We start from the raw sequence: 24,845 nt of genomic DNA, 5'->3' as shown, positions 1-24,845 counted from the left end.
GGCATCGTTGCGGTATGACCAGCGTCGGCGCGATTTTCAGTCCGTATCCGAATCCGCCGGAGGCGCTCCTGGATGCCGCCATCGCGGCGGAGCGCGCCGGCGTCGCCGAGCTGTGGCTGTGGGAGGACTGCTTTCGCGAGTCGGCTTTCGCTGCGGCATCTGCGGCACTCGCAGTCACGTCCGGTCTGCGGGTCGGCATCGGCATCGCACCGATGCCCCTGCGCAACGTCGCGGTGACCGCGATGGAGATCGCCACCATCGCGCGCATGTTCCCCGACCGCTTTCTGCCCGGCGTCGGGCACGGAGTGCAGTCGTGGATGGCGCAGGTCGGCGCGCGAGTAGCCTCTCCTCTCACCCTGATGCGTGAGCAGGTGGCTGCGCTCCGCTCACTTCTCGCCGGCGAGACGGTGACGGCAGCGGGCCGCTACGTCACGCTCGACGCCGTTCGCCTCGACTGGCCACCGACGTCGGTGCCCCACGTGTTCGCCGCGGCGGAGGGTCCCAAGACGTTGCGACTCGCCGGCGAGGTGGCCGACGGCGCCGTGCTCGACAGCAGGCACACCATCGACGAGGTCGTCCACGCCGTCGGCGAACTGCGCGCCGGACGAGCGGATGCCGGCCGCGCCGGCGAGCCGGACATCGTCGCGTATGCGGCGGCCACGTTCGGGCCGGGTGCGCTCGAGCGCCTCACCGCGGACTGGGACGGCGAGGTTCCGGGCGACGCAGCCGGACGCGTGCTCGCGGGTACGGTCGAGGAGGTCGCCACCGGCGTTCGACGATTCGCCGAGGCAGGTGTGCACCACGTGGTCTTGCTGCCGCCGCGCTCCGAGCCTGACCTCACGGCCTACTTCGAGCGGGTCGGCGAGGTGGCGCAGCCGATCGGATAGCTCCGCGGCATCCGGCTCGCCAGGCATCGGGCTCGCCAGGCATCCGGCTCGTCAGGCACCGGGCTCTTCAGTCGAGAACCTGCACTTCCTTCCAGAACGCGACATAGTCGCTGAAGTCCTTGCCGACGCGGTCGAATGCGGTCGGGTACGGGTGCGGATAGCTCCAGGCGCGGTCCTGCAGGCGCTGGCCACCGGCATTGACCGTGAAGTACTGACACTCGCCCTTCCACGGGCAGGTGTACAGAGTGGGGCTGGTGGTGAGCAGCTCGGACTTGACGCTCGACGGCGGGAAGTACCAGTTGCCCTCGATCTTGATCAGTTCTTCGACCGGGGCTTCGGCGATGACGATGTCGTTGACGACGGCTTTCACAGTGGTGATCCCTTCCTCGCATGTTCACGACGGCTGTCGTGGGCAACACGATGAGCGGGGATGCCATTCCCACCGCGCCCTGCGACCCGGCCCGCGCGACACCCCGGTCTACCCTGCTCGTGCGCCCTTCTACCGCGCCGATAGGCTGTGCTCGCCACGGCTCTCGCGCCGCCCTTTCGTACTACGGAGCACCTGATGACCGCACCAGCCTCGCCCGATGACGCGGCCGAAGGCCAGGAGCAGTCGCCCCCGACCGACCCGACCGCAGCTCGGCCGGAAGCCGCAAACTGGCCGGCTCCGGTCGAGTCGCCGCAGTACGGACGGCCGCCGGAGTACGAGACGGGGCAGCAGCCCACCCCGCCGTATCCGACCGAGCAGTATCCGACCGAGCAATATCCCACCCAGGAACACCCCACAGGGCAGCACCGGAGCGAGCAGGCGAACGCGGTCCCCGCGAGCAAGCCCAGGCGGTCCGGCATGCTCACGTGGTTGATAGCGGGCGGCGTTGCCGTCGTCGTGCTGATCATCGCGGGAGCGATATGGGCATCCGTCGAGACGGCGTCTCACACACCGCAGGCCGCGGTCAAGCCGTACCTGGACGCCCTGGTGAAGGGCGATGTGAAGGCGGCCGTGAAAGCCGGGAACATCCACACCCGCAGCCCCCTCGTGACGCAGTCGGTCTACTCGAAGACCGGCGAGCACGTGACGGGCTACTCCATCGAGCCGGCACGGACCGTGGGCAGCGAGGCGATGGTCACCGTCAAGTACCGGCAGGGCACGAGTCGTTTCAGCCAGGTGCTGCGGCTGGAGAAGAACGGAACGGACCTGCTCTTCTTCACGAGGTGGAAACTCGAGCCGATAACCCTTCCCACGTTGAAGATCGCCGTCGGTGCACCCGCCGCAGCCGGCATCGACGTGAACGGCACGACCGTCAGTGCGGAAAGCGAGATGGAGCTGGGTGCTCTGCCCGGTCGCTACGACGTGTCGCTGCCCACCACGGCGAACTACACGGTCGCCGATAGGAGCACCACGATCAGCGATCTGACGAACACGGGCGACACCTCGGGCAAGGATGTCGTCGCACTGGAGGCGACGTTCACCAACGCAGGCCGGCACGCCGCGAACGACGCCGTCAACGGATGGGTCGCCGCGTGCATCGCCCAGCCCGCCTTGGCGCCATCCGGATGCAGCTTCGCCCTGAACAACACGTATCCGGAGCTGCACCTCTCGAACCTGAAATGGACGCTCGCCTCGGCGCCCGTCTTCGACGTCGGCCCCTGGGACGGGCACGGATGGCCGGTCTCGACCACGACGAGTGGATCGGCGACCTTCCTCGCCGACTACACCGCAGACGACGGCAGCTCCGGAATCGTCTTCTCGGAGGCGCCGCTCCCCGTGCGGGTGGACGGAGACATCACCGGCTTCGACAAGAACGGCAAGGCGATCTTCGTCTCGGTCGACTGGTCGGGAAAGGCGTTCCAGGGCTCAGCCTGACGGAAGAGGCGCCCGCAGAATGAGCCGCGCTCCGTCGCGGAAGAGGTCGTCCGCGGTTCGACCCGTTCCCATGAAGTAGTCTCCGATCGCCTTCGAGGCGACGGGAAAGCGGGCCAGCAGCGCCTCAGTCGACGGTGCAGGACCGTCCGGCGCCGGAGACTGCTCCTCGAGAACCCAACCCACCGTGAATCGCTCCCCGACCAGCACGAGCAGGCGGGCATCCTGAAGGTCCATTCCCTGCTCCACGAGCGCGGCCATCGCCGTCTCGGAGAAGTCGGCGCGCCGCAGTGAGTACCGGGATCCCGAGATGATGCGAGCGCCGTCGCGGTGGCCGAGCATGGCCGCGCGCAGCACGCCGAGCGCTTCGAGAAGCCATCCGCGCCCGCTCCCGTGTACTTCGGGATGAGGCGCTGCAGCGATCGCCTCGTCCATGATCGCGTCGGCGAGGGCATCCAGCAGTTCCGACTTGCTCTTCACATGCCAGTACAGGGTGGGCGCCTGCACATTCAGCCGACCGGCGAGGGCGCGAAGGCTCAGCGCGTCCAGCCCGTCGTCATCGACGAGCCTGAGCGCCTCCTCGAGCACGCGTTCCCGGTTCAACGACACCGTCGACCCTCCACTTGCGCAACGTCTCTTACAGTGTTAGAACAATCCTAGATCTCTAACACTGTAAGAGACTGGTGAGCGAGAGGGCGAAGCGATGAAGGCAGCCGTGGTCGACCGAGTCGGCGGCATACCCGAATACCGGGACTGGCCGGAACCGGTGGCGCAGGATGGCGACGTCATGGTCATCGTCGAGGCCGTCGCGGTCGAGAACGTCGACCGCGCCATCGTCGCGGGCGCGCACTACACGTCAGCCGGCTTCCAGGCTTCGCTTCCGGCGATCCCCTGCTTCGACGGCATCGGACGCCTCCCCGACGAAACGCTCGTGGGCTTCGGCGGCCTCAGACCCCCGCAGGGGGCGTTGGCTGAGCGGGTCGTCGTCCCCGCCGCATACACCGTACCGATCCCAGCCGGTATCGACGCCCCCGTGGCCGCCACGCTCTCTTCCGCCATCAGCGCCATGCTGGCCCTCAGCGCCGCAGCCGACCTTCGCTTCGGCGAGACCGTGCTGATTCAAGGCGGCACCGGGGTCGCCGGGCGACTGGCGATCCAGATCGCGCGTCGTCTCGGCGCGGAACGCATCGTGGCCACCGGCCGCGACGACGCCGCTCTCGGCGAGCTGCGCGACCTCGGAGCCGATGCCACGATCAACACGGCTGTCGACGACGCATCACTCATCCAGGCCTTCCGGGATGCTGCCGGCACGGGATACGACGTGGTTCTCGACTACCTCTGGGGGCGGCCGACGGAGATGCTCACTCAAGCCCTCATCCCCACCGGCTTCGCGCTCGGCAAGCCGACGCGGTTCGTGCAGATCGGCGAGGCCGCCGGCTCGGGCATCCGACTCACCGCGGACGCGCTGCGCACATCCGGACTCGAGATCTACGGCGCAGGCCGCAACGCCGCGATCGGGATGGCCGCCGCGTACCAGCAGGTCGTCGACTGGGTGCGCACGGGCGAGCTGATCATTCCCGTCGAGACCATGCCGCTACGCCGCATCGCCGAAGCCTGGACGCGCACCGACCTACGCGGCCGCCGGCTCGTCATCGTGCCCGATTGAACTCGATGCCCGATCGAACACAAATCCCTGCTCAATCCCGACTCCCGGCTCGATGCCGACTCCCGGCTCGATGCCGACTCCCTGATCGATCACAGACCACGAACGAACTCGAATCCTCTAACACGAAAAGGAGAATCACCATGAACGAACTCACCCGGGTGCTCCACACCCTCACGCATCGCGTTCCGGGCGTGCCCGAACACTCCCCCAATGCCGATCCGAAGAGCGCAGCAGCGACCCGACGCCCGCATGGTCACCACCAGGGTCGCAGCCTGCACAGCCCGAACGGCCATCACCAGAACCCGCCGCGCGTACTCGTCGCCTGGCAGAACCGCATCGCGCGCATCGTGCACGCGGACCGCTGAGACCCGCCCGTGCCGAGGCGTGTGCTTCTGGCGCTGCAGCGCGCCACTGGAACGGACTTGTGTGCCGGTGCGTGTACTAGGACACGTAGTCATCCGGATGCACCTGGCGGATGCCGCCGTCGTGCAAAAGGAACTGAGCGCGCAGCGGAACGCCGATGTCCCTGGCGGCCTCGGCCATCGCGCTGGCCCAGGCTCTGGTGTTCTCGTCGATGGGACAGGGGCCGAGCCGCTCCCACACCAGCACGATGGCCGCATTGTTCGTCAGTTCCCGACACATCTCGGCGCGATGCATGAGAAGACGGGCATGCGGGAGTTCGCCGAGATCGTCCGTTGAGACGAGGCCGTCCGGGTTCTCCGGATAGTCGTCCATGGGCATGATCGGATCGCCGAGACGTCGTCGGTCGTCGAGGAACAGCAGCCACATCTGCCTGCGGTTGGCACGAAGCAGGAGGAATTCCAGGAAGCTGCCGAGGTCGTCGTCACGGTCGAGCATGCGTTCATGGAGAGGTGAGGGATTACGGGAACTCATGCCGTCGATCCTGATGCCGGGTCGGCTGGTCGGAAGCGGGAAGCGGGCGTTCTGTGCAAAGTCCACTCGATGCCCGGGCTCTGTGGAGAACAGCCCGGGCCTCACCCGCTGTGCGCAGACCGGGAACGCCACTCCGAGCGCGGGACTCCCATCAGCACGATGTCTTCGAAACGTCCGCGCACCCACGCGTGTTCGCGGGCATCGAGGGATTCCGCTCCTCCCACGTGCTCAGGTCTGCAGCGATGCTGAACAGCGCGTCGATGTCGGCGTCGACGCGAGCGCGAAGCGTAACCGGAGGATGGGTGACCATGCACCGTCCGTTGCCAATGGGCGCTTCAGTCAGGCGCCCGCGGTGAGCAGGGCATCGGTCATGACGGCGGCCGCCGCGCCGGCGTCCAGGCCACTGCGATGCAGGGTGCGCCACGTCCAGAAGCTCACGGCCAGATTCGCGAGAGCAGCAAGAGCCGCCGTCGGCTCCCCGCTCGCCCGACCGGCGATTCCAGCACCCAGAGCATCCAACTGCGCGTCCGCCGTCGACCGGAGGAGAGCATCCAGGGCAGGCATCCGTGCACGGTCGCGCTGCACGTTCTCGGCCATGTTCTGCGTGGCGTCGTACCAGGAATAGAGCTGCGCAAGGGCGGCCCGAACGGCATCGGCAGCCTGCGGTCGCGACAGTGCCGCAGCGAAGTCCGGGGGCGGGTTCAGGTCGAGCCAATGCGCTTGGCACGCTGCCACGAGTTCCGCGTCTTCGGGAAAGTGGTTGTAGACCGTGAGGCGCTGCACTCCTGCTCGGCGCGCGATCTCGGCGACGGTGGTGCGAGCCGGACCGACTTCCGCGTGCAGACCCATGGTGGTCTCGATGATTCGCCGACGCGTGTCCTCTTGACTGCGGGCGCGCGCCTTCAGCTGATACCGACGAGTTTCACTTGACATGCTGTTCAACGATGGTACCGTCTCAGTTCATTGAACGTGTAGTTCACTGAAAAGAGTTTCACCATGCCTCCACTGGCCGTAGACCAGCTGATCCGCTCGGCCGACCTCTCCACCGCGATGGTCGGCTCGCTCGGCTGCCGATTCATGCTCGATGCGAACATCACCACGGCCATGAGCGTCGTGGCGCACACCCTCGGCGCTCACAGGCTCGGCGCCCCCGACCATCGCCACACCCGCGAAGACGAGTACTCGATCGTCACTTCGGGAACGATCACCGTGCTGCTCGGCGAGCAGACCGTCGAGGCCTCTGCGGGTGACGTCGTCGTCAAGCCGCGCGGTCAATGGCACACGTTCTGGAATGCGACCGATGAGGAGGCGACACTTCTGGAGATCATCGTCCCCGGCGGATTCGAAGGCTACTTCGCCGAGATCGACGCGCTATTGCGGGCGAGCGCGGAAGCACCGCTCGCCGCGATCGGTGCCGTCGCGGCTCGCTACGGGCTGGAGATCCGCCCCGAATCGATTCCGGAGTTGTGCGCGACGCACGGGCTCACCCTGTGAGCGGCCGGCACAGTTCCCGAAGCGGCCTACGCCACGTGGGCGCGAGCCGCGACTGAGTCGGGCGAGGCATCCGTGAACACTCCGTCGACGAGCACCGGAACGGCGGTGGAGACATCCGTCTGGTATGCCACGGCGATGTCTTCGCCCTGGTCGTCTTTCAGCAGTTCGCCGCCGCTCACGGAGGCGGTGAACATGTGGCGGATGCCCCGCTCGAGTCCGGTGTACGCAGCGCACGCCGCTGCCGCCTCCGGCGAGCACGCATCGATGCCGACCTTGCCGAGCGAGTCGATCACCGCGCCGGCGGTCAGCAGGTCTTCGACGGCGAAGCGCACGGTCTCGTCGGTGCGCGTCTCGCCCGCGGCGACGACGGCGACCTTCGCCCGGCGCCCGAGGCGTTCCTGGTAGTCCAGGACCCAGCGCGCCACCGCCGTGCGGTTGCGCAGGCAGGCCGCCAGGACGGGAACGCCATAACCCGCTGCCAGTGCGGTGAGGCGCGATCCGTTCAGCGAGGGGACCACGGCGCGGTGCGCACCGAACTCGGCGACGTTCTGCTCCGTCATGCTGGAGGGCGAGAGCGAGACGCCGGCGGCACCACGGCGCCCGGCCAGCCGGGCATCGGCGAACTCGCCCGCTGCATCCGCCGTCTCCGCCTCGTGTCGCAGTCCTGCATACGGCTGCACGTCGAGCCCGAGCGCCACCCCCATCTGAACCGTCGTCGTGAAGGAGATGGCATCGATCACGACGATGACGCCGGCGCCGTGCACGATGCTGCGCAGCCCTTCGCGTCCCCAGTCGAAGCGCACCTCGTAGGCCTGCTGGGTGGGATCGTCGGGGTTCAGGGGCGTCTTCACCCGGCCATGGTAGTGGCGCGCGGATGCCTGCCCTCCTGCAGGCTCGCCCGGCGCACCATGATCGCGCCGACCAGACCGAGCAGGAGGAAGACGCCTGCGACGAGCAGGGACCAGCGTGTGGCATCCGCGAAGCCGCCTGCGAGCGAGCCGACCACCTGCCCGGTGTGCGCGCCGAACGGGCTTGCCGCCCCCTGCTCGCGAAGCTGAGTGATCGTCGTGCCGGCCGAGCTCCTCGTGGCATCCGCAAGCTTCGTCACCGTCGTGCCCGGCACCCCGGCGCCATCGAGCGAGGACGGCACCGTGATGGCCAGCGCGGCCGAGAGCACGGCGCCTGAGATGGCCGTGCCGATGGCCGTGCCGATCTGCCGAACCGTGCTCTGCGTCGCCGACCCCTGCCCGGACATGCCGACCGGCACTTCGCTGAGCACGGTTCCGGTGAGCTGGGCCGACGCCAGCCCCAGACCTAGCCCGTACAGCGCCAGCGGCAGCGCGACCAGCCAGCCCGGCGTGGTTCCGGTGACCAGGAGCGCGAGCACGATGACTCCACTCACCTCGAGGGCGAGCCCGAGCAGAACCGTGCCGGGCGCACCCAGACGCGCCGCCAGGTGCCGCGCCGCCGCACCGGAGAGGAACGCACCGACAGCCATGGCCGCCAGCACGACTCCGGCGCCGAGCACGTCGAGTCCGAGCGCGTTCACCAGGTACAGCGGCAGCACGAACAACAGCGCGAACTCGCCGATCGCCACGGTAGCGGCGGTCACGTTGCCCCACGAGAACGTGCCGAAGCGAAAGAGGTTCAGATCCAGCAGCGCCGAGCGCTTCACCCGCTCGCGGTGACGTTCCCAGAACACGAAGAGCGTCAGCGCGACCGCGGCGACGGCGAAGGCGACCGGCACGATCGAGATCGGGGCGGACTGCGGCCAGACCCATCCCAGCAGCGAGAAGGAGGATGCCGGCGCCCACCAGCCCAGGGTCGGTCCCTCGATCACCGCGAAGACGAGCGCGCCGAGTCCGATGGCGCTGAGCAACGCACCGTCGACGTCAGCCCCTGGCCGCGGTTTCGCTCCGCGGGTGGGCGGGACCGTCACGAGAGCCGCCACCAGCACGACGAGCGCGATCGGAATGTTGATGAGGAAGATCCAGTGCCACGACGCCCATTGCGTCAGCGCACCACCGACGAGCGGGCCGATCGCCGCCGCCCCTGAGACGACGGCGCCCCAGACCCCGAATGCCGCAGCCCGGTACTTGCCGCGGAACACCGCGTTCACTGTCGACAGGGTCGACGGCATGATCAGGGCGGCCCCGATCGCCTGCGCGGCACGTGCCGTGAGCAACGCGGTCGCGCTGTCGGCCGCTGCGGCGAGACCGCTGGATGCGCCGAAAACCACCAGACCCGCGATGAACAGGGCCCGACGGCCCCAGCGATCCGACAGCCTCCCGGTGACCAGCAGAAGGGCGGCCAGGAGCACGGCATAGAGACTGCTGACCCACTGCGCCTCGGTGAGGTCGAGCTTCAGGTCGCGCACCATGTCGGGCAGTGCGACGCTCACGACCGTGCCATCGAGAACGATCATGCCGAGGCCGGTGGCGAGCACGCCGAGTCCCAGCCACTGGCGACGCGTCGGTGCCTCGGCCTGAATCGTCGTGCCCGCCGCCGTCATGATTGCAACGCCTCCGTGAACTCGGGCGTGCGTGACTCCACGATGCGGCCGTCGACGACCGTGACCAACGAGTCGAGGAGGTGCTCGTGCACCAGGTCGTGCGTGACCAGCAGCGTCGCCGTCTCCCGCTCGTGCGTGAGGTGGGCGATGAGTTCCATGATCGCCGCGCCGCGCTCCTGATCGAGAGCACTCGTCGGCTCGTCCACCAGAAGCACCTCCGGCTCGTGCACGAGCGCCCTGGCGATCGCCACACGCTGCCGTTGGCCGCCGGAGAGCTGCGCGGGACGCTTGCCCGCATGCCCGGTCAGGCCGACGGCATCCAGGAGCTCGTCGACCCGCGAACGCACCAGACGGCGACGCTTGCGAGCACCACGGCCGCCGAGCTCCGCCATCACCATGAGCTGCTCACGAGCAGTCAGCGACGGCAGCAGATTCGACTGCTGGAAGACGATGCCGATGCTCTCCCGGCGCAGCGCGGTGGCCTCGTCACGGGACAGTGTCGTGGCATCCACGTCGCCGATGACGACACGACCGGAGTCCGGGCGGATGAGCGTGGCCGCCACGGCGAGCAGGCTCGACTTGCCGGAGCCGGAGGGCCCGGTGATCCCGGTGAGCACACCAGCCTTGGCATCGAGGCAGACGCGGTCGACGGCGGTGACGCGGGAGGCGCCGTCCGGGAAGGTGAGGGTGATGTCGTCGAGGGTGATCATCGGTTGCTCCCGAGTGCGGTGAGGGGGTCTGACTTGGTGACGTTGCGCAGTGCGACCGCCGCGCCGACCAGGCCGAGCACGGCCATGGCGACCGCGGGCGCCAGCGTGGTGAGGGGGTTCAGCAGGAAGGGCAGCGCGCCGCCGGCGAGCGTTCCGAGAGCGACCACCACGAGCATCCCGACGCCGATGCCGATCACGAGAACGACCAGGGCTTGGCCGAGCGCGTCGCGCACCAGGGACTTCGTCGTGGCGCCGAGCGCCTTGAGCACGGCGACATCGCCGGAGCGCTGCATGGTCCAGACCGTGAAGAAGGCCCCGACGACGAGCGCGGAGATGCCGAACAGCATCGCGATCATGAGCCCCAGCGAGCCGATCTCGGACTTGAAGGTGTCGAGTGCGGCCAGGCTGAGAAGCGGCGGCTGCGCGACGGTGTGCGTGCTGTTCGCGACGGCGTTCCAGTCCGGATCGCCGGTCACCGCGAGCGCCGTCGCTTCACCATCGCCTCCCATGCTCTTACTGAGCTGGGACCAGGCGTCGGGCGTGAGGGCGACCACGGGCGTGTGGCTGTACCAGGCGTCGCCACCGACGGATGCCACGGTGTAGGTGTCGCCGAGGATGCTCACGCGATCGCCGACCTGCGCGTTACCCAGGTCTTTCGCTGCTCCGGCCGAGAGGCCCACCTCGTCGGCGTTGCGTGGCGCGAGATCGGTGACGGTGGACGCCTTGCCGCCATTCGGCAGGCCGAAGAAGGCCACGGCTGCGGTCGTGCCGTGCACCTTCGCTTTGCCCTGCGCGATGCCGACCGGGAGCACGTCGCTCACGCCCGGTGCGCTGCGCCACTTCTCGACCGCAGTGGCGCCGATGGACGATTCGCTGAAACTCGCCTGCCCGGAGCTGGGATGCTGCAGCACGATCCGGTTGCCCGGAAGCTCGAGCACGGCCGACACGTTCTGCGCGGCGAGTCCGCCGGTGAGACCGGCCAGGAAGCCGACGAGCAGTGTGATGAGTGCGACGACCGAGCCGATGAGCACGAATCGGCCGCGCGCGAAACGCAAGTCGCGCCAGGCGACGAACACGATGGAGTCCTTTCCGCGGCATGCCCGGAGCAGGCCACGTCATCCAGCCTCGCGAAACCGCGCCGCCGTGCCATCGCCGAGGGGTTCACCCTTGCGCTCCCACTTTCGATGGATGACCTGTCGTTGCGACGATTTGTAGGCTGAACGTGAAATGGTGCACCGCGATCTCACCCGCGTCTTCCTCGTGCTGCGCATCGGGCTGCACGTGCTGTTCGTCGCCCTGCTCGCGCTGGTGGTCGTGCGACTCGTGCTGCAGGCAATGCCGCTCATGTGGCTGGGCCTCCTGCTGTCTGCGCTCCTCGGGTTGCTCTACATGGCCGGCATCTGGGTCATCCACGTGCCACCGGAGCATCGGCGGCTGGCGAGCGCGCTCTGGCTCGCCGCGCTCTCGGTCGTCTGGATCGGGCTCCTTTTCCTCGTTCCAGAGGCCGCCTACCTGGTCTTCCCGTTCTTCTTCCTCTATCTCCACCTGCTGCCGCCACCGGTCGGCCCGATCATGGTGCTCGTCGCCACCGGCCTTGCGATCCTCGCGCTCGGGATGCACGGCGGTTTCACCGTCGGAGGCGTCGTCGGGCCGCTGCTGGGCGCCGGCGTCGCGCTGCTGATCGGGATGGGCTACCAGGAGCTGGCCCGCGATGCGGCCGAGCGTGAGGCGCTGCTCACCGAGCTCCTCGCCACGCGGGACCGGCTGGCCGCCTCGGAACGCGAGCAGGGGGTGCTCGAGGAGCGGGCACGACTCGCCCGCGAGATTCACGACACCGTGGCGCAGTCGCTGTCGAGCATCCAGATGCTGATGCATGCCGCCGAGCGTGCCGACGCCGACCGCCCTGGTGCCGAGCACCTCAGGCTCGCGAGGGAGACCGCTGCGGCGAGCCTGGCCGACACCCGGCGGTTCATTCGCGAGCTCTCGCCACCCGCACTCGACGAGGGGCTGCGCGGCGCCCTGATCCGCTTGGCGGAACGGGAGTGGACGACCGAGGGCCTGCAGGTGCAGGTCGACGTTCCCGAACCGCTCGAGCTGCCCATGCATGTGCAGACCGCGCTGCTGCGCATCGCACAGAGCACGCTGGCGAACGTGGTGAAACACGCGCAGGCGACGCACGCGAGGATCACGATCGAGACGATCACCGATTCGGTTCGCCTGACCGTGACGGATGACGGTGTCGGCTTCGACCCGAGCACGCTGAGCACGCGTGAGACGGCCTCCGACTCCTTCGGTCTGCGTGCGATCGGCGAACGCGTCGACCAGCTGGGCGGCGACCTCGAGATCGTCAGCGCGCCGGGAGCCGGCACCACCGTCTCCGTGATCGTGAAAGTGGAGTGAACCCATGATCCGAATCGTCATCGCCGACGACCATCCCGTCGTTCGTGCAGGCATCCGCGCCCTCCTCGACGGCGAAGACGACCTCACCGTCGTCGGCGAGGCCGCCACACCCGATGAAGCGGTCGCCCTGGCGCAGTCGCTCGACCCCGAACTCGTGCTGATGGACCTGCAGTTCGGGCAGACGACCACCGGCGCCGACGCCACCAGGCGCATCCGGGCGCTGGACGTCGCGCCGTACGTGCTCGTGCTGACGAACTACGACACCGACGGCGACATCTTGAGCGCCGTCGAAGCCGGTGCCAGCGGGTATCTGCTGAAGGATGCCCCGCCCAGCGAGCTCATTGCGGCGGTGCGCGCCGCGGCATCGGGCGAGAGCGCGTTGGCGCCCGCCATCGCCGGGCGCCTGATGGAGCGGGTGCGTGCACCGCAGATCAGCCTCTCCTCCCGCGAGATCGAGGTGCTCGCGCTGGTTGCGGCCGGAGCGTCGAACAGCGAGATCGCAGCGAATCTGCACATCACGGACGCGACAGTGAAATCGCACTTGGTGCACGTGTTCTCGAAGCTGGGCGTGGCCTCCCGCACCGCAGCGGTCTCTGCCGCGCGCAGACTCGGGGTGCTGCGCTGAACGCGGCGCTGCGCTGAACGGGGTGCTGCGCTGAACGCGGTGCGGCCTTCGCCCGGCGCACCGCCGCGCGCAGCGCCGGGCCGAGCGCAGCGCCGCAACCGTTCAGTCGTTCGCGGGAACCATGTCGCCGGAACGGCTGCGTGCCGCCGTGTCACGATGCTGTCGGCCGATCGCCCGCCCGAGGGCGAGGAACAGGAACACCATGCCTGCCGACAGCAGAATGTGCCCGAGACCGGCGATCCCCGAGATCATCGCCGTCGACTCCCGGCCCAGCACGGTGAGACTCCCGTGCCAGGTGAGCATCGCCGCGGTGACGACAAGGCCCGCGTTGTAGACCCAGAAGAACCAGCCGAACCAGCGGCTCTGCGACAGCGTGAAGACCTTCTCGAGCAGCAGCACGATGAGCAGCACGATGAAGCCGAGGGTCAGCAGGTGCGTGTGCACCACAGCGAGCTGCGTGAAGCGATTCTCGGAGAAGTCGTGGGCCTTCGTGAACTCGCGGAAGAACAGGCCGGAGGCCAGCCCCACCACGAGGTAGGCGAACGAGGCGTAGAACAGGCGACGCATGGGATTCCCTTCACTCCAGGCCAGCCTCCCGCTCCGGCGGCCGGCGGTCATCGTCCGAACGTTGGAGAGTTCCGTCAACCCTCGGCGCGCCCGATGAAGGATGCCGCGCGCCACGGACATCCGTTCCGCCGCGGCTACGCTGACAACGGCTCTCCGTTCAGGGAGGTGGCGCCATGACGGTCTTGTCCGCCGTGCTCGATGTCGTGCTCATGGCGGTGGCGACCGTCATCGCGATGCTGTTGATCGGCACCCTGTCCCGACGACTGCTGGGGGTGCGGGTCGGGGTGATCCGCATCGTCATCGCGGGCATCCTGGGCCTGGGAGCGGAGGTCGGGTTCGAGTCGCAGTACGTCTGGGGCAAGGCGACCTACAGCCCCGCGATCATCCCGATTCAGCTCGCGATCATCTTCTTCACCGCGATCGCGTTCCTGGTGGTCGCAGAGCTTCTCGTGCCGCAGGGGTCGGTCGCCCGCCCCGATCAGTGGATTCCAGGCATGCGCCGCACCCTCGACCGAGCGGCGCGCTACTCCGAACTGCTGCGCATCGCCGGTCGCAACAAGCTCATCCCGTTCACGATCGATTCCGATCAGACCGCCACGGCGGCCATGGAACGCACGAAGCAGGCCAGGGCCATGGTCGCCGCACTGGAGGAGGCCGGCGGAGCGTTCGTCAAGATCGGCCAGCTGCTCTCGACCCGCACCGACATTCTGCCGACCGAGTTCACCACCGTGCTGCGTTCGCTGCAGCAGCGGGTTCCGACCGTGCCGTGGCACGACATCGCCGCCGAGCTCGACGGCGCACTGCCCCTCCCCCGAGACGAGGTGTTCGCCGAGCTGAACACCGAGCCGCTCGCGGCGGCCTCCATCGGACAGGTTCATGTCGGCAGCCTCGTCTCCGGGGAGCATGTCGCCGTCAAGGTGCGCCGCCCCGGAATCGTGCCTCTGGTGGAGCGGGACGCCGACATCGCTCGCCGGGTGGCGCGGCGACTGAGCGAATCCACCGTCTGGGCGCGGCAGATCGGACTCGATCAACTCGCGGCCAGCCTCACCAACAGCCTTCGCGACGAGCTGGACTATCGGGTGGAGGCCGGCAACATGGCCGCGCTCGAGGCGGCGATCGCCGGGCTGCCCGAGCAGGCCAGGGTGCGCATCCCGAAGCACTTCGCCCGGCTCTCCACCGATGGCGTGCTCGTTCTGGAGTTCGTCGAAGGCGCCACACTGAGCGACCCCGAGGCCCTCGCCGCGTTCGACGACGAAACCCGCAAGGCGCTGGCGACGCGGCTGTTCCACTCGATGCTGGCCCAGATCATGGATGCCGGCGTCTTCCACTCCGACCTGCATCCCGGCAACGTGCTGGTCACGCCTGCGGGCGAGCTCGTGCTGCTCGACTTCGGCTCGGTCGGCAGACTCGACTCGCAGGTGCGCGGCCAGATCACCGACGTGCTGCTCGCCTTCGCCCGATCGGATGCCGCTGCCTTCTCCGATGCCCTGCTCACGTTCGTCGAGGTTCCCGACGACCTCGACGAGTTCGCCCTGCGGCAGCAGATCGGTGAGTTCATGGCGCGATTCCTCGGCCCGGGATCGACACTCGATGCGTCGGCGTTCACCCAGGTGATGCGCATTCTGGCGTCGTTCGATCTCACAGCACCTGCCGAGCTGACCGTGCCGTTCCGCGCGATGGCGACGGTGGAGGGCAGTCTGCGGGCCCTGCATCCGCCGTTCGAGCTCGTCGCCGCGGCCACCGCCTACGCCGAGGAGCGCGTGGCCGCCGCTCGTCGCCCTTCAGCGCTGGCCGACGCGCTCAAGCACGAAGTGCTCGGTGCCGTGCCGGTGATCCGCAAGCTGCCGCAGCGCATCGACCGCATCACGGGGGACCTCGCCTCCGGCCGGCTCAGCGTCAATGTGCGCCTTCTGGCCGATCAGCGGGATCGCAAGGTGCTGCGCGAGTTCGTCACCCTTGCGGCCCTCACCTTCCTCTCCGGGGTGTTCGGCATCATGGCTGCGATGCTGCTGACCAGCGGCGGCGGCCCTCAGGTGACCCCGTCGCTCACTCTGTTCCAGCTCTTCGGCTATCTGCTGCTGGTGGTGTCGGGCGTGCTGGCTCTTCGGGTGTTCTTCGACGCGTTCCGGCGGCGCTGAGCAGGGCGTCGTGCTCGGCGAGCGCTTGCGCCGACACCATTCCCGCGGTGACTGTGGCGATCTGCACGAGCGTCATGTCCATCGCCTCCTCGGGCAGCGGGCTGTCGGCTATGGGTCCCAGCACGCTGCGCAGAACGTCCACTGCGGCGGGATCGGCGAGCAGGACTCGCAGCGGGAGGGTGTTGAGCAGAGAGTCGGCACGCACCTCCTGCGCCGGTTCCGCGCCGGCCGCCCGGGGCGGCGCACCGCGCCCCAGAACGAGATGGTCCTCGGTGACCTCCCCTCGCTGCGGCAGGCCCAGGCGCACGTACTGCTCGGCGGGGGCCTCGGATGCCCGCATCAGCTCGACGAGCAGGGTAGCCATCCGCAATTCCAGTGCGTCGTCCACCAGGGGCGCCGCCTGTTGCGGGTCGGTGACCAGGTCGAAGAGCATCGATCCGAACGCTGCGGGGTTGGTCGGCGCCATGGAGGGCACCTTCAGCAAGGGAGACGCCTTCGTGTGACCCATCGCCGGCACGAGCTCGGCGTGCGCGAGACGGTCAGGCGAGAATCGACCCCGCATGCTGGTCGGCATGAGCGTGTACTCGCTGAGCGGCTGGTTGTCAGGCGTCACGCAGGCTCGCATGTATACGTAGCGTCCGTCTGTCACATTCGCGTGGCCACCGTGAATTCCGAAGAGTGCCGCGTTGCGCAGCGAGGTCCCAGTGGAGATCACCGTGCCGAGCGACCGGCCCTGCATGTCGGGTGTGCGCTCGAAACCGAAGAAGTCGAGCAGCGTGGGGCCGAAGTCGATCGTCTGCACGAGCTGATCGCGCCTCTCCCCCGCGACCTCGTATCGCGGATCCCAGACGAACAGCGGGGTGTGGATGGTCTCGTCGTAGAAGGGCGGCACGTTCTTGCCGAGCCACGCGTGTTCCCCGAGCAGGAGCCCGTGGTCGGTGCAGACGATGAGCATCGTGTCGTTCCACAACGCGAGTTCGTCCATCGTGTCGAGCACGCGCCCCAGGGAGCGGTCGCACATCGACAACAACGCCAGGTATCGGTTGCGCAGGTGGGCGAGTTCCTCGTCGGATTCAGTGACCTGCTTGTAGTCGGGCCAGTCGAAGTCGGAACCTGAGGCGGTTGCTCCGGCGCGATCACAGGGTTCGCTCTCGTAGAGCCGGTGGTACTGCTCGTAGCTGAAGAAGGGCTCGTGCGGGTCGAAGGTCTCGATCTGCAGGAACCAATCGTCGCTGTCTCGATTGGTCTGGATGAATTCGATGCCCGCATCGAAGGTCAGCGTCTGCGGATGCCTGTCCTCGGTCCGCAGGTGGGTGCGGTTGACGGCATCCTGGCGCCGCAACAGCCGGTTGCTCGAGTGGGGTGCGACATTCGTCATGTCGGGGTCGGCGACCGACCCCTTCCACTCGTCGCCCTCCTGACCGCGGAAGAACTCGAAGGTGCGAAAACGCGGATGATAGGTCGCGCCGCCATCGAGCCAGTAGTGCTGGTGATCGGTGGCCAGATGCGTGTACACGCCTGCCGACGAGAGCATCTGAGGTACGGAGTCGTCGAACGGTTCGAGCGGCCCCCAGCCGCGATGCAAGAAGTTGTATCGTCCCGTGTGCATCTCACGTCGGCTCGGCATGCAGGGCATCGAGCCGCCGTAGCAGTTCTCGAAAAGCACGCTGTGCTGCGCGAGTCGCTCGAAGTTGGGCGCATGCACACCCTTGGCGCCGTACGGGGGCAGGAATCGCCTGTTGAGGGTGTCGAACATGACGATGATGGCTTTCACTGGCGACCTCCGGTCAGCGAATGGAACGAATGCGGTAGACGACGGCTCCGCCGATCGCGATCAGCACGGCTGCGACCACATAGAGCGAGGTGTAGCCCGCGATGCTCAGCACCAGCCATCCGACGAGTGGCGCGACCGGGATGTGCTGCGCCGAGTTGACGATGCCCAGATCGCGGGCTCGAGTGCGCGGGTTGGGCAGCACATCGGTGAGGAGCGCCTGATCGACGGAGAGGAACAGGCCGTACCCGAGGCCGAGGAGCACGGCGGCGACGATCGCACTGGGCCAGACGGGCGAAAGGGCCAGCGTGAGCGCGGCGGCCGACTGCAGTGCTGCAGACAAGGCCACGAGCCTGCGGCGTGATCGCCACCGGTCGCTGACGACGCCGCCGATCCACGATGCGGCCCCACTGGCGAGCAGATAGACGAGCGTCAGCAACAGAAGTGCCGTGTCGGCGTCGGCGAGCCGCAGCGCATCGGAGAGGAAGAACAGCAGGTACGTCGTGCCGACCAGGTTGCCCGCGTTGATCAGCACCCGTGCGAGCATCGCCCAGCCATAGTCGTGGTAGCCCGCCAGGGCTGCACGGGATGCGGACCGGCGCACCCCGCTTCGCCTGGCCACCGGCGGCGACGCCGGCTCTCGGAAGAAGAGCAGGAAGGGCAGAGCCGACACGAACGCTATGGCGGCGATCAGCATCCAGCTCGCCGCCACATCTGTGACGACCTCCGTCACCAGCGCGGTGCCGCCGGCCAACGCGATCACCTGCGGCACGCCCATGGCGGCCGAAGCCCGTCCTCGCTGGTGCACGGGCACATGGTCGGCGATCACCGCCGACAGGGAGACCAGCACGGTCGCCTGCCCCATCGCGACGATGCCGAGAAGCACCGCGGCAAGCGGCCAGGCGGTCTGAAGACCGACGAAGGCGAAGGGCACGACGGCGACGATGAATCCCGCGAGCGCCCAGGTACGGCGGCGTCCGAACCGTGGCGAACTGCGATCGCACAGCCAGCCGATGATCGGGACGGTCGCCAGGATGATGACGGATGACTCCGCGATCAGGAAGGAACTGATCGAGACCTTGGCCGCGGCATCGATCGTTCCGGCGAGTTTGAGCGTCATGAACTGCCCGGGAAGCATCACGATAAGCCAGAAGCCGAACCAGGCGAGGCCGAAACAGGTCAGCCATCTTCGACCCACCGACCGCCCGTCCTCGACCGCGGGAGCCTGCAGAGTCGACTCGTCGGTCATGCCGCTAGCCGACGGTGCGCGCGGCGAGGAGGTCGCGCATCCAATGGAACGATGCCTTCGGGGTGCGCTTCAGCGTGGCGAAGTCCACATGCACGAGCCCGAACCGCTGAGTGAATCCCGCCGCCCACTCCCAGTTGTCCAGGAGCGACCAGACGAAGTAGCCGCGCAGGTCGATGCCTTCGGCAGGGCCCCCGGGAGCCACCGCATCGAGGGCGGCACGCAGATGCGACGCCAGGTAGCGGATGCGCTCCGCGTCGTGAACGACGCCGTCGGCGGCGGCCGACTCGGAGAAGCTCGCGCCGTTCTCCGTGATGTACACCGGAGGCAACGCGGAGCCGTACCGTTCCTGCAACTCGACGAGCGTGGTCGCGAAGAACTCCGGGGCGATCGGCCAGCCGAAGCCGGTGACCGGATGCTCCGGCAGCGATTCCAGACGGAACGGCAGGTCGCTCATCGCCTCGCTGATCCCGTCGGGGCTCGCTCCGCTCCCGGCTCCGGCGGCGACGCGGGATGGCATGTAGTAGTTGAGCCCGTAGAAGTCGAGAGGCTGGTGGATGACATCGAGGTCGTCCTGCGGAACAGCTCCCAGTGAGCCGAGGATCGTATCGAGCCCGGGAGGCGCATCCGGGTAGCGACCCAACAGAACAGGATCGGCGAACACACGGTTGTGCACGATGTCGAAGAGGGCGGCCATCGTGGCGTCCTCCTCGCTGTCGCTGGCCGGAATGACCGGGCTGTGCACGTTGGTGATGCCGATCCGCCCCTGCACGCCTGCGCCACGCAGCGCCTGGACCGCGAGGCCGTGGCCCAGCAGCTGGTTGTGCACGGTGGGCAGGGCGTCGAAGAGGAGCGCAAGTCCGGGCGCATGCAGGCCGAGTGCATATCCGTTCAGCGTCACCGTCGCCGGTTCGTTGATGGTGATCCACATGTTCACTCGGTCGGCGAAACGCTCGCCGACCAGGCCTGCGAAGTCGCCGAACCGGGCCGCTGTGTCCCGGTCCAGCCAACCGTTGCCGTACTCGACGGGCAGATCCCAGTGCGAGAGCGTCGCGGCCGGCCCGATCCCCGCATCGAGCAGCTCGTCAAGGAGCCGGTCGTAGAAGGCGACGCCGTCGGCATGCAGCGAGCCGCGGCCGTGGGGTTGAAGCCGAGTCCAGGAGAACGAGAACCGGTACGCATCCGCACCGAGTTCCCGCATGAGGGCCACGTCTTCGGAATGCCGGTGGAAGTGGTCGGTCGTCATGCTGGTGTCGCTGCCGTCGACGATCCTGCCCGGCAGCGCGCTGAACCGGTCCCACACGCTCGGTGTGCGGCCCTCCGTCGTGGCGGCGCCTTCGATCTGGGCGGCGGCCGTTGCGGTTCCCATCACGAAACCGGGTGGCAATCGTCGTGCCAGCGCCGCTGCATCTGTGTAGTCGTCTTCGACCATCATGTCTCCCGATGCGGACCACATCGTCCGCTACGCACCGAAGTGGGTCACTTGACCCACTTCGGACACCATACCCTCGATCGAGGGCATCCGTGTCAGCGCTGCCCTACGCCGAGGCGCGCACCAGCGTGAGCCGCTGCGTCGGACGCGTCATCGCGACGTAGAGAGCGGATGCCCCGCGCGGCGATTCCGCGACCAGCGCGTCGGGGTCCGCGATCACCACGGCGTCGAACTCGAGGCCCTTGGCGTCGTGCGCGGTCAGCACGACGATCGGCTTCACCAGGCCGGATGCCCCGCGGCCGGCATCCGTTCCGTAGTGACGGGAGACCGCATCCGCCACCTCGTCCGCGAGCGCGACCGGCACGATCACGGCGAGCGACCCCGTGTCCTCGATGCCCCGGTCGTGCGCGACGGCGTCGACCGTGGCGTCGATCAGGGCCGACGCACCCTCCATCCGTTCAGGTCGCAGTTCTCGTCGGTCCGGAAGCTCAGAACCGACAAAATGTGCGGCCTGAACGGGTGGAGGGGCGGCGACCACCTCGCGCACCGGCCACTCGCCCTCGCGCACGGCACGCGCCGGCGTGATCGGCAGCCCGTGCAAGCGGGCGAACGCCTCCGCCTGCCGCGCGATCTGCGCCGGGGTGCGGTAGTTGACGGTGAGCTCCTCGAGACGCCAGTGGTCCTTGAAGAGCGGGCCGACGGCATCCGCCCAGCTCCGCCCGCCGCCGGCCGCCGACGACTGCGCGATGTCGCCCACGATCGTGAACGACTTCATGGGGCAGCGCCGAACCAGCAGTCGCCACTGCATAGGGCTGAGTTCCTGCGCCTCGTCGACGACCACGTGCCCGTACGTCCAGGTGCGATCGGACGCGGCACGTTCTGCCGTTGTCAGCCCGTCGCCGCGCTCCGCGGCCTGGTCCACGAGCTGCTCGGCGGTGACGAACGACTCCGCGCCGGCATCCGCGATCGCGGCTCTCGCCATCCGCAGGTCGCGCCTGCGCTGCTCCTTGGACGCCTGCCGCTGCGCCTGGTCCCTGACATCGGCGGCCTCGCCCAGAAGCTCGGAGGCCTCATCGAGCAGAGGGATGTCGCTGATCGTGAACTCGGCCTCCCGCGACCGCCGCAGCAGCGCCCGCTTCTCGGCGCTCCACCTGGGCGTCAGCTCGGCCAGCCACTGCGGCCTCGCATACAGGTCGGCGAGGAGCTTCTGGGGGGTCAGCGGCAGCCATGCGGTGTTCAGCAGCACGCGCACGTCGTAGCTCGTGCGCACGTCTTCGCGCAGCACGGTCAAGTCCTCCTCGTCGAGCGTCTGCCCCTTCTTGCGAAGCTGCTCGGCGAGCCGGGCGGTCAGGGCGGTGAGCGCCTGCTTGACGAAGGTGACGCGGGCGACGTTGTGCGGCTTGCCGGTACGCTGTGCGCGACGCAGGGCATCCGTGATGAGCGCGGGCTCGACCACCAGTCGCTCGTTGTCGATCTTGACCACGGATGCCTCGCCGGGCACCCGCTGCCGCGACTCGACGGCCCGCTGAATGAGGCTCACCAGCTGCTTGGAGCCCTTCAGCTGGGCCGTGGCGGGCGGGTCATCTGTGTCAGCGGAGACGCCGGGGTACAGCTCGCCGAGGCTCTGCATCACCACGCCGGTCTCGCCGAGCGACGGGAGCACCTCCTCGATGTAGGTGAGGAACGCGTGCGTCGGGCCGACGACGAGCACGCCGGATGCCTGCAGCTTCTGCCGATGCGCGTACAGCAGGTAGGCGGCGCGGTGCAGCGCCACCGCGGTCTTTCCCGTCCCGGGGCCGCCCTGTACCACGAGCGCGTCGCGCAGCTCGGACCGGATGATGCGGTCCTGCTCGGACTGGATCGTCGCCACGATGTCGTTCATGCGCCCGGTGCGCTGCGACATCAGCGCGGCCATCAGCGCCGCGTCGCCGGACACCTCGTCGGGTCGCGTCCCTGCCTGCTCGAGCACCCGGGAGTCGAACACCTCGTCGTCGACCCGCAGCACATGGCGATCGCGCATGGTCAGTCGGCGCCGGGCGGCGACCCCGAGCGGATTCGCGGCGGTCGCCTGGTAGAACGCGGTCGCCTGGGGAGCGCGCCAGTCCAGCAGCACGGTGTGCTCGTCGTCGTCGCGCAGGCCGGTTCGTCCCACATAGCGCAGACGCGGGTCGCGCAGCGGGTCGTCGGCACCCGAGTCGCCGGCACCCGAGTCGCCGGCATCCGAGTCGCCGGCATCCGAGTCGTGAGACTGCACGCCCGCCCCGAGGAGGAGGGCATTACCCGCTGTCTCGGCGCCGGCGTGCAGTCTCGCGGCATCCTCCTCCAGCTGCAGGCGGCCGAACACGAGACGGGGCTCCACCTCGCGCAGCTGCAGGATGCGGTCCTCATAGAGCCGCGCGTAGGCATCCCGCTCGCCGCGCGCCTGGTGCGTGCCGCCCGCGCTCTGCCTGCGGACGGCGGCGAGGCGCTGCACGGTGTCCTCGCGGAGAGCGTCGAGCCGGGCGTAGAGGTCGGCGACGACGCGGCGTTCCCGAGCGAGTTCCGATTCGTGCACGCGTCCCCCCGGTTCGATATCAGGCCGTCCAGTTTAAGGGACTGTGCCCGGCTCCGCTGCTCAAGGAGCCGTCGCAGTCGGCGAGGCGCGCCAACAGGACAACCGATCGAGAGCATGCCAGTTCGGCATGTTCTCGGCGGGAGAGCGCTCTATGTCCTGTCGAGGAAAGGCATCGTGCCCTGTCGAGGAGCGGCATCGTGTCTGCTCTGCCGCCAGTTACTACACGACCTGATAGGCTTGTTGCTCTTGCGTTCCCGATGCCGGGATACGCCTGCGTCGTCAGAGCGCATCAGCTCGCGAGGTCGTCGCCGCGTCATAATCGCGCACGACTCGCTTTCGATTCCTTCTCACGGCGAACGGATGCGCCACTCGGCGCCTTCGCCGCACTTCCGTCGTGCGCACCACGACGCCCGCCCGAAAGGCACCCCCATGACTTCCTTCTCCGACCTCGGCGTGCCCGCGCCCCTCGTCGCCGTACTCGAACGCGACGGCAAGAGCGAGGCATTCCCGATCCAGGCCGACACCCTGCCCGACACGCTCGCCGGCCGCGACGTGCTCGGCCGGGGCAAGACCGGCTCAGGCAAGACGATCGCGTTCGCCCTGCCGATCGCCGCACGACTCGGCACGACGCTCGCCGGCGGAAAGCGCAGGGCGGGGCATCCGCTCGCGCTCGTGCTCGCCCCGACCCGCGAGCTCGCCACACAGATCGCGACAGCGCTCGAGCCGCTCGCCGCCGCCTACCGCCTGACCACCACCACCGTGTTCGGAGGCGTCAGCCAGAAGCGCCAGGTGGATGCGCTGCGAGCCGGTGTGGACATCCTCGTCGCCTGCCCTGGCCGCCTCGAAGATCTGATGAACCAGGGATTCGTCTCGCTCGACGCCGTCGAGATCACCGTGCTCGATGAGGCCGACCACATGGCCGACCTCGGATTCCTGCCCGTGGTGACGCGCATCCTGAGCAAGACTCCCGATTCCGGGCAGCGCCTGCTCTTCTCCGCGACGCTCGACAACGGTGTGGACAAGCTCGTGAAGCGCTTCCTGCACTCCCCCGTGCTGCACTCCGTGGACGACGAGACGAGTCACGTGGACCGCATGACTCACCACGTGTTCGAGGTCACGGACGCCGACGCGAAGAACGATCTCGTGCACGCGCTGGCGTCGGGCAAGGGGCGCAGCATCCTGTTCATGCGCACCAAGCACCATGCCAAGCGACTGGCCAAGAAGCTGACCGAGTCGGGCATCCCGGCCGTCGACCTGCACGGCAACCTGTCGCAGCCGCAGCGCGACCGCAACCTGGCCGCGTTCGGCGACGGCAGCGTTCGGGTTCTGGTGGCGACGGATGTCGCCGCCCGCGGCGTGCACGTCGACGACGTCGAGCTCGTGGTGCACGTGGATCCGCCGGCGGAGCACAAGGCGTACTTGCACCGCTCGGGCCGCACGGCCCGCGCCGGCGCCACCGGCGACGTGGTGACGATCTCGCTGCCGACCCAGAGTGCCGATCTTCGCGTCGTGCTGCGCAAGGCCGCTATCGCGGCCATGCCGCTGACTGTGACGGCGACGTCGCCCGAGGTGGCGCGCCTGGTCGGCGAGGTGGCACCGTACGTGAAGCCGGCGCCGAAGGCTCAGCAGCAGCAGCGGCCGCAGCGCTCGTCCAAGGGCGGCAGCCGCACGGTCGGGGAGGCACTCGAGGCCGGCTCGGCTCGCGGCAACGGCCGTCGACGCGGGCGCGGCTCGGGTGGAGCGGATGCCCGCACCCAGCAGGCATCCGGCCGCAGCACGCAGTCATCGCGTGGTGGTCGGGCCGACGCGGAACGCGGCGACCAGCCCACCCGCGGCGGACAGCACGGTCGCAGCGGCGGACAGTCGTCGCGTGGCGGCCAGCAGTCGTCGGGGCAGCCCTCGCGTGGCGGCCAGCAGTCGTCGGGGCAGCCCTCGCGTGGCGGCCAACAGGCGACCGGCCAGTCCTCACACCGCGGCGGGGCGGCACAGAGCCGTACCGGGTACCGCGTGGGCGACATCGTGCGTCCCAACGGCGGCACCTCTCGCGGCCGCGGCCCGCGTCGCGCGCAGGGCTGACCTGGCGCGCCT

22 protein-coding genes are annotated in these 24,845 nt (G+C 68.7%); 9 read left to right on the top strand and 13 right to left on the bottom strand.

The features are described from left to right. The first annotated feature begins 14 nt into the window (after positions 1 to 14). The gene (locus ACYVDK_RS06800; protein ID WP_460519832.1) at positions 15 to 887 is read left to right on the top strand and encodes an LLM class oxidoreductase; all 873 of its coding nucleotides are present in this window, start codon (positions 15 to 17) and stop codon (positions 885 to 887) included. Between the two features lie 67 nt (positions 888 to 954). Here the strand turns inward: ACYVDK_RS06800 and ACYVDK_RS06795 are convergent, their stop codons facing one another. Next, on the bottom strand, positions 955 to 1,257 hold the full coding sequence (locus tag ACYVDK_RS06795; RefSeq protein ID WP_460519829.1) for a DUF427 domain-containing protein: 303 nt from the start codon (positions 1,255 to 1,257) through the stop codon (positions 955 to 957). Between the two features lie 195 nt (positions 1,258 to 1,452). On the opposite strand from ACYVDK_RS06795, the gene ACYVDK_RS06790 reads away from it, so the two are divergent. Beyond that, the gene (locus tag ACYVDK_RS06790; RefSeq protein ID WP_460519826.1) at positions 1,453 to 2,751 is read left to right on the top strand and encodes a zinc ribbon domain-containing protein; all 1,299 of its coding nucleotides are present in this window, start codon (positions 1,453 to 1,455) and stop codon (positions 2,749 to 2,751) included. Here ACYVDK_RS06790 and ACYVDK_RS06785 read toward each other — a convergent pair. Then, entirely contained in the window at positions 2,743 to 3,357 is a 615-nt protein-coding gene (locus ACYVDK_RS06785; protein WP_460519823.1) for a TetR family transcriptional regulator, read from the bottom strand. The genes ACYVDK_RS06790 and ACYVDK_RS06785 overlap by 9 nt on opposite strands. Before the next feature lie 94 nt (positions 3,358 to 3,451). Between ACYVDK_RS06785 and ACYVDK_RS06780 the strand changes: the two genes are divergently transcribed. Continuing rightward, positions 3,452 to 4,414 (top strand): quinone oxidoreductase family protein, encoded by a 963-nt coding sequence (locus tag ACYVDK_RS06780; protein WP_460519820.1) that lies wholly within the window; start codon positions 3,452 to 3,454, stop codon positions 4,412 to 4,414. A gap of 140 nt (positions 4,415 to 4,554) precedes the next feature. Next, the gene (locus tag ACYVDK_RS06775; protein ID WP_460519818.1) at positions 4,555 to 4,779 is read left to right on the top strand and encodes a hypothetical protein; all 225 of its coding nucleotides are present in this window, start codon (positions 4,555 to 4,557) and stop codon (positions 4,777 to 4,779) included. A 76-nt stretch (positions 4,780 to 4,855) separates the two neighbouring features. On the opposite strand, the gene ACYVDK_RS06770 is transcribed toward ACYVDK_RS06775, so the two are convergent. Together ACYVDK_RS06770 and ACYVDK_RS06765 are read right to left on the bottom strand one after the other, a co-directional pair. Next, on the bottom strand, positions 4,856 to 5,308 hold the full coding sequence (locus tag ACYVDK_RS06770) for a hypothetical protein (RefSeq protein ID WP_460519815.1): 453 nt from the start codon (positions 5,306 to 5,308) through the stop codon (positions 4,856 to 4,858). Between the two features lie 339 nt (positions 5,309 to 5,647). After that, positions 5,648 to 6,241, bottom strand: a complete 594-nt coding sequence (locus ACYVDK_RS06765; RefSeq protein WP_460519812.1) for a TetR/AcrR family transcriptional regulator — start codon at positions 6,239 to 6,241, stop codon at positions 5,648 to 5,650. Positions 6,242 to 6,304: 63 nt separating this feature from the next. Here ACYVDK_RS06765 and ACYVDK_RS06760 point away from each other — a divergent pair, with 63 nt between their 5' ends. Continuing rightward, positions 6,305 to 6,802, top strand: a complete 498-nt coding sequence (locus tag ACYVDK_RS06760) for a cupin domain-containing protein (protein WP_460519809.1) — start codon at positions 6,305 to 6,307, stop codon at positions 6,800 to 6,802. A 26-nt stretch (positions 6,803 to 6,828) separates the two neighbouring features. Here the strand turns inward: ACYVDK_RS06760 and ACYVDK_RS06755 are convergent, their stop codons facing one another. Genes ACYVDK_RS06755 through ACYVDK_RS06740 form a run of 4 tightly spaced genes read right to left on the bottom strand, consistent with a single transcriptional unit; the run spans position 6,829 to position 11,100 of the window. Continuing rightward, positions 6,829 to 7,653, bottom strand: coding sequence for a 2-phosphosulfolactate phosphatase (locus ACYVDK_RS06755; RefSeq protein WP_460519807.1), 825 nt, complete (start codon positions 7,651 to 7,653; stop codon positions 6,829 to 6,831). Further along, complete coding sequence (locus ACYVDK_RS06750) at positions 7,650 to 9,314, bottom strand: efflux MFS transporter permease (RefSeq protein ID WP_460519805.1); 1,665 nt, start codon at positions 9,312 to 9,314, stop codon at positions 7,650 to 7,652. The genes ACYVDK_RS06755 and ACYVDK_RS06750 overlap by 4 nt, the downstream gene beginning before the upstream one ends. After that, positions 9,311 to 10,024: an ABC transporter ATP-binding protein gene (locus tag ACYVDK_RS06745; protein ID WP_460519802.1), complete on the bottom strand. Its 714-nt coding sequence runs from the start codon at positions 10,022 to 10,024 to the stop codon at positions 9,311 to 9,313. Before ACYVDK_RS06745 ends, ACYVDK_RS06750 begins: the two co-directional genes overlap by 4 nt. After that, positions 10,021 to 11,100: an ABC transporter permease gene (locus tag ACYVDK_RS06740; protein WP_460519799.1), complete on the bottom strand. Its 1,080-nt coding sequence runs from the start codon at positions 11,098 to 11,100 to the stop codon at positions 10,021 to 10,023. The genes ACYVDK_RS06745 and ACYVDK_RS06740 overlap by 4 nt, the downstream gene beginning before the upstream one ends. 151 nt (positions 11,101 to 11,251) lie before the next feature. Between ACYVDK_RS06740 and ACYVDK_RS06735 the strand changes: the two genes are divergently transcribed. Next, positions 11,252 to 12,424, top strand: coding sequence for a sensor histidine kinase (locus tag ACYVDK_RS06735; protein ID WP_460519797.1), 1,173 nt, complete (start codon positions 11,252 to 11,254; stop codon positions 12,422 to 12,424). A gap of 4 nt (positions 12,425 to 12,428) precedes the next feature. Beyond that, the gene (locus ACYVDK_RS06730; RefSeq protein ID WP_460519794.1) at positions 12,429 to 13,049 is read left to right on the top strand and encodes a transcriptional regulator; all 621 of its coding nucleotides are present in this window, start codon (positions 12,429 to 12,431) and stop codon (positions 13,047 to 13,049) included. A 102-nt stretch (positions 13,050 to 13,151) separates the two neighbouring features. Here ACYVDK_RS06730 and ACYVDK_RS06725 read toward each other — a convergent pair whose 3' ends face one another. After that, the gene (locus ACYVDK_RS06725; protein WP_460519792.1) at positions 13,152 to 13,616 is read right to left on the bottom strand and encodes a DUF2871 domain-containing protein; all 465 of its coding nucleotides are present in this window, start codon (positions 13,614 to 13,616) and stop codon (positions 13,152 to 13,154) included. A 173-nt stretch (positions 13,617 to 13,789) separates the two neighbouring features. Between ACYVDK_RS06725 and ACYVDK_RS06720 the strand changes: the two genes are divergently transcribed. Further along, the gene (locus tag ACYVDK_RS06720; RefSeq protein WP_460519788.1) at positions 13,790 to 15,754 is read left to right on the top strand and encodes an ABC1 kinase family protein; all 1,965 of its coding nucleotides are present in this window, start codon (positions 13,790 to 13,792) and stop codon (positions 15,752 to 15,754) included. On the opposite strand, the gene ACYVDK_RS06715 is transcribed toward ACYVDK_RS06720, so the two are convergent. The 4 genes from ACYVDK_RS06715 to ACYVDK_RS06700 all read right to left on the bottom strand — a co-directional run bounded on the left by ACYVDK_RS06715 (position 15,663) and on the right by ACYVDK_RS06700 (position 22,757). Continuing rightward, on the bottom strand, positions 15,663 to 17,528 hold the full coding sequence (locus ACYVDK_RS06715; protein ID WP_460519786.1) for a sulfatase: 1,866 nt from the start codon (positions 17,526 to 17,528) through the stop codon (positions 15,663 to 15,665). The genes ACYVDK_RS06720 and ACYVDK_RS06715 overlap by 92 nt on opposite strands. A gap of 13 nt (positions 17,529 to 17,541) precedes the next feature. Beyond that, on the bottom strand, positions 17,542 to 18,774 hold the full coding sequence (locus tag ACYVDK_RS06710) for an MFS transporter (protein ID WP_460519783.1): 1,233 nt from the start codon (positions 18,772 to 18,774) through the stop codon (positions 17,542 to 17,544). Positions 18,775 to 18,778: 4 nt separating this feature from the next. Then, entirely contained in the window at positions 18,779 to 20,203 is a 1,425-nt protein-coding gene (locus tag ACYVDK_RS06705; protein ID WP_460519780.1) for a glycoside hydrolase family 1 protein, read from the bottom strand. Between the two features lie 106 nt (positions 20,204 to 20,309). Further along, positions 20,310 to 22,757, bottom strand: a complete 2,448-nt coding sequence (locus tag ACYVDK_RS06700) for a HelD family protein (protein ID WP_460519777.1) — start codon at positions 22,755 to 22,757, stop codon at positions 20,310 to 20,312. A gap of 429 nt (positions 22,758 to 23,186) precedes the next feature. Between ACYVDK_RS06700 and ACYVDK_RS06695 the strand changes: the two genes are divergently transcribed. Then, positions 23,187 to 24,833, top strand: a complete 1,647-nt coding sequence (locus tag ACYVDK_RS06695; protein WP_460519774.1) for a DEAD/DEAH box helicase — start codon at positions 23,187 to 23,189, stop codon at positions 24,831 to 24,833. Positions 24,834 to 24,845: the final 12 nt, after the last annotated feature.

Source organism: Humibacter antri, from assembly GCF_054777235.1.
The sequence above is the reverse complement of the archived record's forward strand: the minus strand, read 5'-3'. Positions and strand labels throughout refer to the sequence as shown.